At 51.6% G+C, this 4,257-nt stretch carries 10 protein-coding genes and 1 pseudogene; all 11 read right to left on the bottom strand.

Annotated elements, in window-relative coordinates; all coding sequences use genetic code 11:
* The coding region (locus H7A77_RS25800) for an ANR family transcriptional regulator (protein ID WP_182074823.1) at positions 1-161 on the bottom strand (161 nt) is incomplete at its 3' end.
* A gap of 14 nt (positions 162-175) precedes the next feature.
* Positions 176-556, bottom strand: a complete 381-nt coding sequence (locus H7A77_RS25305) for a hypothetical protein (RefSeq protein WP_182074822.1) — start codon at positions 554-556, stop codon at positions 176-178.
* Between the two features lie 225 nt (positions 557-781).
* On the bottom strand, positions 782-1,000 hold the full coding sequence (locus H7A77_RS25300; protein WP_060429485.1) for a hypothetical protein: 219 nt from the start codon (positions 998-1,000) through the stop codon (positions 782-784).
* The gene (locus H7A77_RS25795; protein ID WP_182074825.1) at positions 978-1,523 is read right to left on the bottom strand and encodes a hypothetical protein; all 546 of its coding nucleotides are present in this window, start codon (positions 1,521-1,523) and stop codon (positions 978-980) included. The genes H7A77_RS25300 and H7A77_RS25795 overlap by 23 nt, the downstream gene beginning before the upstream one ends.
* A gap of 9 nt (positions 1,524-1,532) precedes the next feature.
* Positions 1,533-1,790 carry a hypothetical protein gene (locus H7A77_RS25290; RefSeq protein ID WP_182074821.1) on the bottom strand — a complete coding sequence of 86 codons (258 nt, stop codon included), beginning with the start codon at positions 1,788-1,790 and terminating at the stop codon, positions 1,533-1,535.
* Position 1,791: 1 nt separating this feature from the next.
* Entirely contained in the window at positions 1,792-2,355 is a 564-nt protein-coding gene (locus H7A77_RS25285; RefSeq protein ID WP_220457374.1) for an ead/Ea22-like family protein, read from the bottom strand.
* Positions 2,348-2,758, bottom strand: a complete 411-nt coding sequence (locus H7A77_RS25280; protein WP_182074820.1) for a hypothetical protein — start codon at positions 2,756-2,758, stop codon at positions 2,348-2,350. Before H7A77_RS25280 ends, H7A77_RS25285 begins: the two co-directional genes overlap by 8 nt.
* On the bottom strand, positions 2,758-2,982 hold the full coding sequence (locus H7A77_RS25275) for a hypothetical protein (RefSeq protein WP_182074819.1): 225 nt from the start codon (positions 2,980-2,982) through the stop codon (positions 2,758-2,760). The genes H7A77_RS25280 and H7A77_RS25275 overlap by 1 nt, the downstream gene beginning before the upstream one ends.
* Complete coding sequence (locus H7A77_RS25270) at positions 2,979-3,179, bottom strand: hypothetical protein (RefSeq protein WP_041033744.1); 201 nt, start codon at positions 3,177-3,179, stop codon at positions 2,979-2,981. Before H7A77_RS25270 ends, H7A77_RS25275 begins: the two co-directional genes overlap by 4 nt.
* Positions 3,172-3,867 (bottom strand): site-specific DNA-methyltransferase, encoded by a 696-nt coding sequence (locus H7A77_RS25265; RefSeq protein ID WP_182074818.1) that lies wholly within the window; start codon positions 3,865-3,867, stop codon positions 3,172-3,174. The genes H7A77_RS25270 and H7A77_RS25265 overlap by 8 nt, the downstream gene beginning before the upstream one ends.
* Positions 3,864-4,257 (bottom strand): annotated as a pseudogene (locus H7A77_RS25260) (hypothetical protein); the annotation flags it as partial. The gene H7A77_RS25265 and the pseudogene H7A77_RS25260, both read right to left, overlap by 4 nt.

Below are 4,257 nucleotides of genomic sequence, written 5' to 3'. Positions count from 1 at the left end.
GCCGCGTTGACGCAAAAACCTATGCGGATGTGGATCCAAGCAACATCTACCGCCCGCGCAGCTTCAAGCGCCTGGCGCCACTTCTCTGCAGCATCTGCGAAATGGGCGCGTCGTTCTGCCTCGGCCGCCTGATGGGCCAATGATTTATATTTGAATGACATGGCTATCTCCGGGATCAGTAGGCGCGCTGGTGGGTTACAGGGGCAAGCAACTGGTTAAACAGCTGCATGAGTTGGATTCTGCGAACAACCTCAGGCGGCTCACTGAGTAAATAGCTGTCGGTAAGTTTTGCGATTGCTCCCCTTGGTTTTTTCCTTGCATACCGCTGATACAGCGGATCAACAGACAAAACCTTCAGTGCGCGGACGTTAGCTTTCACATAGATGATGTCGCATTGAACGTATGGGGAGCTTGTGAGAGAAAACCGCAGATTTGAAATCCTTTCCGGGGTGATGCCCTCATCAGGAAATTTCTTCTGCAGCATAGCGATATGCTCATCACGGATATAGAAACCGCCGTCGGCGATGAGGAACAGAATCAGATCGTAATTAGTCATAGCTAAATCCTGATTTGGTTGTTGTAGCGCTCATGGCTCATGACTTCCCATGAGTTGCCGTTGTCTTTTGACAGCAATCGCCAGCATCGGGCCACTGGCAGCGTTAAATGCTTATGTTGGTATGTACGGTTGGGTTTCTTTTTGCCATCCCTGTAGGCGCATAGAACCCCCTCAGCTTTGGCGCTGATTCGTTGCGGAATTCGTGGTTTCATTTTTACCGGTGGGTTATTTGGTGATTGGCGCCCAGCATGCGGATCGGATGCCAGGGCGGCGGACTTTCTCAACGGCTTTTTCTTTTTCCAGCTTGATCAAGCGCTGGCGGATAGCTTTACCGGTCATGCCGTTGTAGCCAGCACAGCGGAGTAGGCTTGCGACAGAATCCGGCGTGGAGCCGACAATGCTGAGCCGCGAGATGATTTCGTTATCGTCGGGTATCGTGATCATTCCCACCCTCCGGAACTGCCGCCACCATTGCGGCGTAGATGTTGCCGAAGTTAACGCAGAAAGTTTCGTCGGCATTGAATGACACGTCGTCACAGTTCATTGCGGCGGCGATCATGTCTTCGGTTGGCTCTGCTGGTACCAACTTGTAACCGCTACTTAAAGGTTGAGCCAGCATTGCGGCGCGGCAGGCGTTCCAAACCTCGGCGGCGATATCTCGCTCACTCTCGGTCATTTTGTAGGTAGATACATAACCGGATAACGCCTCTACATTTTCCGATGTCGCCTCATCCGGCACTGCTGGCGCTGGCGGGGCGGTGTAAACCGGCGTCACATTCCATTTTTCAGGCATGAATGGCAATTCATGTCCGAAGTTAACGGCCACGCCGTCTTTGCTGGTATAGACATACCCAAAAGGCTGCACCTTCCGGTTAGCCAAACACTCGCGAGCCAATCGGCGCGTCAGTTCGTTGGTGTTGTCGCTGGAAGCCAAGTGCTTCAGTTCTTCATTAGTCGTTAGTGTCATGCTTCCCCCTTAACCTGCTGTGGAGTGAACGGGGGCCGGGAAATCCAGCCACTCGTCAAAATTCGCACCGGCTATCAAGACACACCCGCACCAGTCTTTTTCAGAAGCGTCCATCACCCTCTCTATCTCTAACTCCTTTGACCGGTCATAGACATTAATCTGAGGGTCGCCGACGGTATAGAAGCCCAGACGATCGGACGGGCAGCGGTTCAGAACCTCTTGCAGCTCGTCCAGCCACGCTTGCTCTTTTTTGTTCAGCTTTGCCATCCTACTCATCCCCATCTACGGTGAAGCCAACCAGTCGAAAGAGTTGAATATCTCCATTTTCTGAATTGTTCTTGCTCCAAATAAGAGATGTCTCACGACCACGCTCGTTGATGTGCATCAGGTTTCGCTCATCTGAGAATGCTACCTCTTTGATTCCGACTGGAACTGAATAGAGCGCGATCGCACTATCCCCCCATTGACTCTCTGCGTAGTCTTTGTTCTTTGTGAATATGGGGCCAAATGTCGTTTTGTCATCGCCTCTCATCCATGCTGCTGGTGGTGGCAACCGCACCGGCGTAGCCAGCTTGGCTTCCAGGTGTTCAATGCGCGCATCTTTGTCGCGCAGTTCCTTCTCCATTCCGTCGTTCTGCCCCATGATGAATGCGAATTCCTCTTCCAGCTCGGCGATGCGTTTATCCTTCGCTTCCAGCTCTGCCAGCAGGGCTGCGATAACTTCAGGATTCGCCGCGTGCATCCAACCTACGGTGGTTTTGCCGCCGTTGGTTTGCTGCCACGTTGCCAGCGCCGCCGTCAGCTGCTCTTTCAAATAGTTGAATTTATCCATTGCTCTGCTCCTTCATGGCTGCGTGTTCAACTGCCAATTCTGCGGCTTTGGCTATTGCCATTCTCGGCACGGTGATATCCAATGCTGCGCCGTGGATGTGGCGCATGGTCTGTTCAAGTTCGGCGATGCGCTCACCTCGTGCTCTCCATTCATCCCGCATAGCTAACGCAGAAGCCTCAAATGCATCTCTTTCTGCCAACAGGGCGGAGACGTACTCTTGCGAGTAGAGTGGTTTGATGCCTGTGGCCTTCCCATCCTCAACCATCCAATCAGGTGGGCATTCATGAGTTATCTCGTTATCCCAATCAACCCATTTCTTGTCATTGCCATCTGCAATGCATGCACCCGCAATCTGATAGTCATACGCCACCGGCTTGCTCAGTTCGCTCAGCTTATTGTCCATCACTCAGCCTCCCGAATTTCAACGCTCAGCACCAGAAGGCGGCCATCTTTCAGCTCGTAGGTATGGCTGTCACCGGTATGGTAAAGATGCTCGGCAACAGATCGACGCGCCATTTCAGTTACGTCAGATTTATGACCAACCCAGCGACCCTTGTCGGTGTCCAGCGTGCCGTAAAAAATTGTTCCACTCAGTGGGCTGGCGCCCATCGTTTTTACCTTGCTCATAATGCTTTCTCCTGGGCCTCGGCCCACAACTTCCATCCGTAATTTTGATAAACCCAGCGACGAACGATTCGGCCATCGCCAAACGAACCAAGGCGCAGAGTGGCCTGATTTCCATCAACAGCCATTACCTTGTAGAGAGTCCCGCGAGGGGACTGCCACACTTCGCCAACCTTAAAGAGGTCATCGCGCTTAGCCATGCTCCACCTCACTAGCGCTGTCACCGAAAATCCGACTTCGTGCCAATTCGAAATACATCTTGTCTATTTCGATACCTATGAATCTGCGCCCGGTATTGGCACAGGCAACTCCCGTTGTTCCGCTACCCATACAGTTATCAAGTACCATATCGCCAGGATTGCTCGACGCGAGTATTAGGCGCTCCATTAACTTGACTGGTTTTTCAGTTGGATGAATTTTCGAGCGTCCAGATGGGAACTGCCACAGCGCTTTTTTGCAATGCTCGTTAAATGTCGCATTTGGCTTTCTGGCAAATACGCAGAATTCAAGACCACTCAGCCACAATCGCTTCCCATTCATTGGGCTGGGATTGGTTTTTTCCCATGCACATACTCGAGTTGTCATGCCGTGGCGCTTAAAGTGGCCTACTAAAGTGCTGATTTGCTCTGTTCCGCAAAATGCGTAAATAGTTCCATTGCAAATGCGATTGAATTCATCAGCCATCGCCTTAAGATCTATGTTGCACTCATCAGCCTTTCCGCGATCAAGAAGGCGAAGACCGCTGCTTTTCTGTGCCACCTCTCCATACGGTATGTCGCACAAAACCATATCAACAGACCCATCAGCGATATTTTTCATGGCCTCCATACAATCTGCGTGAATGAGCTGAGCGGTTTTATTGTCTGGCATCACTGGGCGCTCTTTCATTTGGCCTCCCGCAGCTGGGCTGCGAATGCTTGCAGCTCGTTAATCTGAGCGCGCAGAGACTCGGCTGTAGCGCCAAATGCGTGGGTGTCTGGATGCATGCTGGCAAGCTGTTCCATCTTCAGCTTGATGAGCTTCTCCACTCCCTGCGCCTGGATAGCTGCAAGTGCTGCGTCAGTGGCTGGGGTTTCAGGTATCTGCATGATGAATTTCCGTACCGTCTGATATTCATCGTTGCGATAGCTTCCAAAGGCGTAAATGAACGGCTTGTTGAGGTTGTGACCATTTTTATTGATGTAGTCTTTGCAACCTTGCTCGGTAAAGCAGCCGGTCACAAACACATCAATCTCTTTCATGGCGTATCTATCCCAGCCATCCCTAACTTCATATTTG

Source organism: Serratia sp. ME47, from assembly GCF_903970925.1.
Taxonomy (GTDB): Bacteria; Pseudomonadota; Gammaproteobacteria; order Enterobacterales; family Enterobacteriaceae; genus Serratia; species Serratia ureilytica.
This window is presented reverse-complemented; position numbering and strand designations above follow the sequence as displayed.